The organism is Photorhabdus heterorhabditis, from assembly GCF_001280945.1.
GTDB lineage: Bacteria > Pseudomonadota > Gammaproteobacteria > Enterobacterales > Enterobacteriaceae > Photorhabdus > Photorhabdus heterorhabditis.
Window position 1 is genome coordinate 1 of the sequence record NZ_LJCS01000213.1, and the last position, 648, is coordinate 648.

The following is a 648-nucleotide window of genomic DNA, read 5'->3' on the forward strand; positions in this document are numbered from 1 at the left end:
CGATGCGCGCCGTGGCGACATTACTGACCCCGGAAGTCCCGCTTGATCCCTTGACGGCTCAGCAATGGTATCTGAGTGATGCCAACATTCTGCCGGTCTGGAAGGACTACACCGGTAAGGGCGTACGTATTGGTCAGTTCGAGCCAGGTGGTCAGTTCGCCACCGCGCCCGAAATCTTTGATATCAATCACCCCGACCTTGCGGCGAATGTTGATAAAACCTGGTTGCAGACTCAACAAACCCATGGCACTTTGCCGAATGTGGTTTCCAACCACGCAACAATGGTGGCGGGTGTGATGGTCGCGGCGAAGAATAATGCCGGGGGTGTCGGGGTGGCCTATGAGGCGACGTTGGGCGGCTATTATCTGGCTAATAGCGGTGCCGATCTTGCGGGGCTGGGGCATATGGTCAGTTTTGATGTTGCCAACAATAGCTGGGGATTTACCGACGATTTTGCACTCAGCAGCTTTCAGGACGGCGCTATCAATACGGCCGCGTCGCTGAGCCTGAATGCGCAGTACGCGGCGGCTAATGGTCGTGGCGGATTGGGGACCGTCATCGTGGCGGCGGGCGGCAACCATCGTGCAGAAGGCGGCAATGCTCAAGGGTCACTGACCAATAACAACCGCTTTTCGGTGGAAGTCGGTG

1 protein-coding gene is annotated in these 648 nt (G+C 57.3%); it reads left to right on the forward strand.

Features of this window, described 5'->3' with window-relative positions:
• Positions 1–648 (forward strand): S8 family serine peptidase (locus AM629_RS21390; RefSeq protein WP_235525592.1); only part of this gene is annotated, 648 nt, incomplete at both ends.